Below are 2,941 nucleotides of genomic sequence, written 5' to 3'. Positions count from 1 at the left end.
CGGTCAATAGCTGTCTGTCAGGCAGCGTCCTCATCAGTGATTCTCTGAGCGATGCACCAGCTTCGGCTTTGTACGCCAGCGCGGCCGGGTGAACATTGCTACCTAGGTAGGTTCCAGCAGTGTGCGCAACTGAGAAACTAGGCAAGATCTGTTGGAACCGACTAACCTTGATCCAGATCATCACCGCGCAAAGGAGAGCCTGATGAAAAAGCCAAAAGATACCAGCGGCAACAACGCAATAATAATCAATGTCACGGATAGCACGGAGCTCAAGTACTGGGCTAAGAAGTTTGGTTGCTCGAGAGATGAGATCCGATTAGCTGTCAAAGAGGCAGGTGATTCTCTAGCTGCAGTCGAGCGACATCTTGCACTTATAATGTGCTGATGCTGCAGCAATACGCCAATCCGAAACTCCGCTTTTGGCCCAGAGTGTGTAAAAACGCTTCTCCAAAATTGAAGTGTGCGCTTCTACGTTAAATCTGAAATTTATCGGCCCGTCAGCAGATGTTGATTTCGCGTAGAAGCGCTATTTGCAGTCCGTTTTTTAGTACCTGTCGCGCTGAAAAACGTTTTCACACAGCCTCGGCCGAAGGCGGAAATTTTCGACCGACAGCTTTCGGCCCAAGCTGTGTAAAAACGCAGACACCGTTTTAAAGTCTGCGTTGCTACGTAAATTCTGAGTGTCCTTGGTTGATCAGCAGATCTGAATTTTGCGTAGGAACGCGATTTTTGTTCTGGTTCTGTATCTCAACACTGCACTAAATCGTTTTTACACAGCCTCGGCCAAGAGCAGTCATTCGCTCATTACACCACCTGATTGCACGTGAGAGCAGCAATCCGCTTTCACGAAATTTTGCTGATACATCGGATAGGTTCAATTCCCCTCCAATGAGTCGTAACTCAGTGCATTCGGAGACAGGAATGTCCTGATGCTTATGACTTGCCGATCCATCGGCACAACAATTTCCACTCTGGAGGGGAGCACAACAAGGAGTTTTTAATGCGTTTGCCCGCTTCCGCCCCGCTGCGTTTCCTACTGATGATTACCGGCCTTTGGCTAGTGATTTTTTTCCTCACCCGCCTGGTGTTACTCGCCACTCACCTTTCAGAGGCGGGTACTGCATTTGCGTCGATCTTTGGTATCGGTGTTTTATACGACCTGAGCTTTTTACTATACGCCGCACTACCCATTAGCCTGTATGTGCTGCTGTGCCCGCCGTCGCTGTGGCGTTCACGTGGGCATCGCTGGTTTTTACAGGGGCTATTGACGCTCAGCGTTTTCGTCATGCTATTTACTGCCGTGGCTGAGTGGCTGTTTTGGGACGAGTTCGGCGTACGCTTCAATTTTATTGCCGTGGATTATCTGGTGTACTCCGACGAGGTGTTGAACAACATTCTGGAGTCCTACCCAATCGGCAAATTGCTTAGCGGACTGGCGGTGATCGCGGTTGTCATTTGTATTGCTCTGCACAAACCTCTGCAGCGGGTGATTGGTGCGCCGTTGCCTTCCTGGCGCCAGCGCTTCCTGAGTATCGCAGTGATTTTCGCTTTGAGTGCTGTCGTTCTGTTGGTCGTTGACCAAGACACTCCACGTGGCAAGGGCGGCAACACCTATCAGCATGAGCTGGCCAGCAATGGTCCCTACCAGTTCTTTGCCGCATTTCGCAATAACGAGCTGGACTACGATCAGTTCTACGGCACCTTGCCGAATGACGTAGTTGGCAAGAACATTCACCAAGAGTTGGCGGAAGGCGATGTGCAGTTCATCGGTAAGGATTCGCTCGATGTCCGTCGAATCGTGACCCAGAACGATAAGACCCAGCGACATAATATTATTTTGGTGACTATCGAAAGCTTCAGCGCCAAGTACATGGGCAGCAATGGGGACCCCGGTAACCTGACGCCCAACCTCGATCAACTGCGTAAAGAGAGTCTGTACTTCAACAACTTCTATGCCACTGGCACCAGGACGGATCGCGGCTTGGAGGCTATTACGTTGTCTATCCCGCCGACGCCGGGACGCTCTATTGTCAAACGGGTTGGCCGTGAAAGTGGTTTCGCCAGCCTGGGCCAACAGCTGAATCACGTCGGTTACGACAGCGTGTTTGTGTATGGCGGCCGTGGCTACTTTGACAACATGAATGCGTTCTTCAGCGGAAATGGTTATCGGGTCGTCGATCAAAGCAGTGTCGATGAAGCTGAGATCCAGTTCAAAAATGCCTGGGGTATGTCTGATGAAGACCTCTACCAGCAAACGCTGAAGCTGGCAGACGAGAATTTTGCCAACCAAAAACCGTTCCTGCTGCAACTGATGACCACTTCCAATCATCGTCCATACACTTATCCTGAAGGCAGGATAGATATTGCATCCGGTGACGGTCGTGACGGCGCTGTGAAATACACCGACTATGCAATCGGCAAGTTTCTTGAAGCAGCCCGAAAGAAAGCCTGGTTCGACGACACTATCTTCGTCTTTGTCGCTGACCACACCGCTGGTAGCGCGGGTAAGGAAGATCTTCCGATTCGTAACTACCAAATCCCTTTGTTCATCTATGCGCCAAAGCTCATTCCGGCGCGTGAAGAAAGTCAACTGGCCAGTCAGATTGACCTGGCTCCAACCCTGCTCGGGCTGCTGAAACTTAACTACGAGTCGACATTCTTCGGTCGTAACTTGCTTCTGCCTTCTACCTTGCCACCCCGCGTGTTGGTAGGCAATTACCAGCATCTTGGTCTGTTCGATGGTAAGGATCTGGCTATTCTCAGCCCACGAGCAATGTTGCGACGCCACGATGACGCCCTGGGCGCAAGCCATGAAGTGACGGTTCAGTTCGACGACCCTCTAGTGGCACGTGCGATTACCTATTACCAGGCTGCGAGCTATGGTTTCACCCATCGCTTATTGAACTGGGCCGGCAGCGCAAACACTTCTAAGCAATAACTC

At 51.1% G+C, this 2,941-nt stretch carries 2 protein-coding genes; both read left to right on the top strand.

The genetic code is table 11. The features are described 5' to 3' along the window. Positions 1 to 202 precede the first annotated feature (202 nt). Entirely contained in the window at positions 203 to 385 is a 183-nt protein-coding gene (locus FHL16_RS33600; RefSeq protein WP_017340956.1) for a DUF3606 domain-containing protein, read from the top strand. A gap of 615 nt (positions 386 to 1,000) precedes the next feature. Beyond that, entirely contained in the window at positions 1,001 to 2,938 is a 1,938-nt protein-coding gene (locus FHL16_RS33595) for an LTA synthase family protein (protein ID WP_017340955.1), read from the top strand. Positions 2,939 to 2,941: the final 3 nt, after the last annotated feature.

Source organism: Pseudomonas sp. FSL W5-0299, from assembly GCF_005930655.1.
GTDB classification, from domain to species: domain Bacteria; phylum Pseudomonadota; class Gammaproteobacteria; order Pseudomonadales; family Pseudomonadaceae; genus Aquipseudomonas; species Aquipseudomonas mandelii.
Note: the sequence above shows the minus strand (reverse complement) of the source record. Positions and strands in the feature narration are given on the sequence as shown.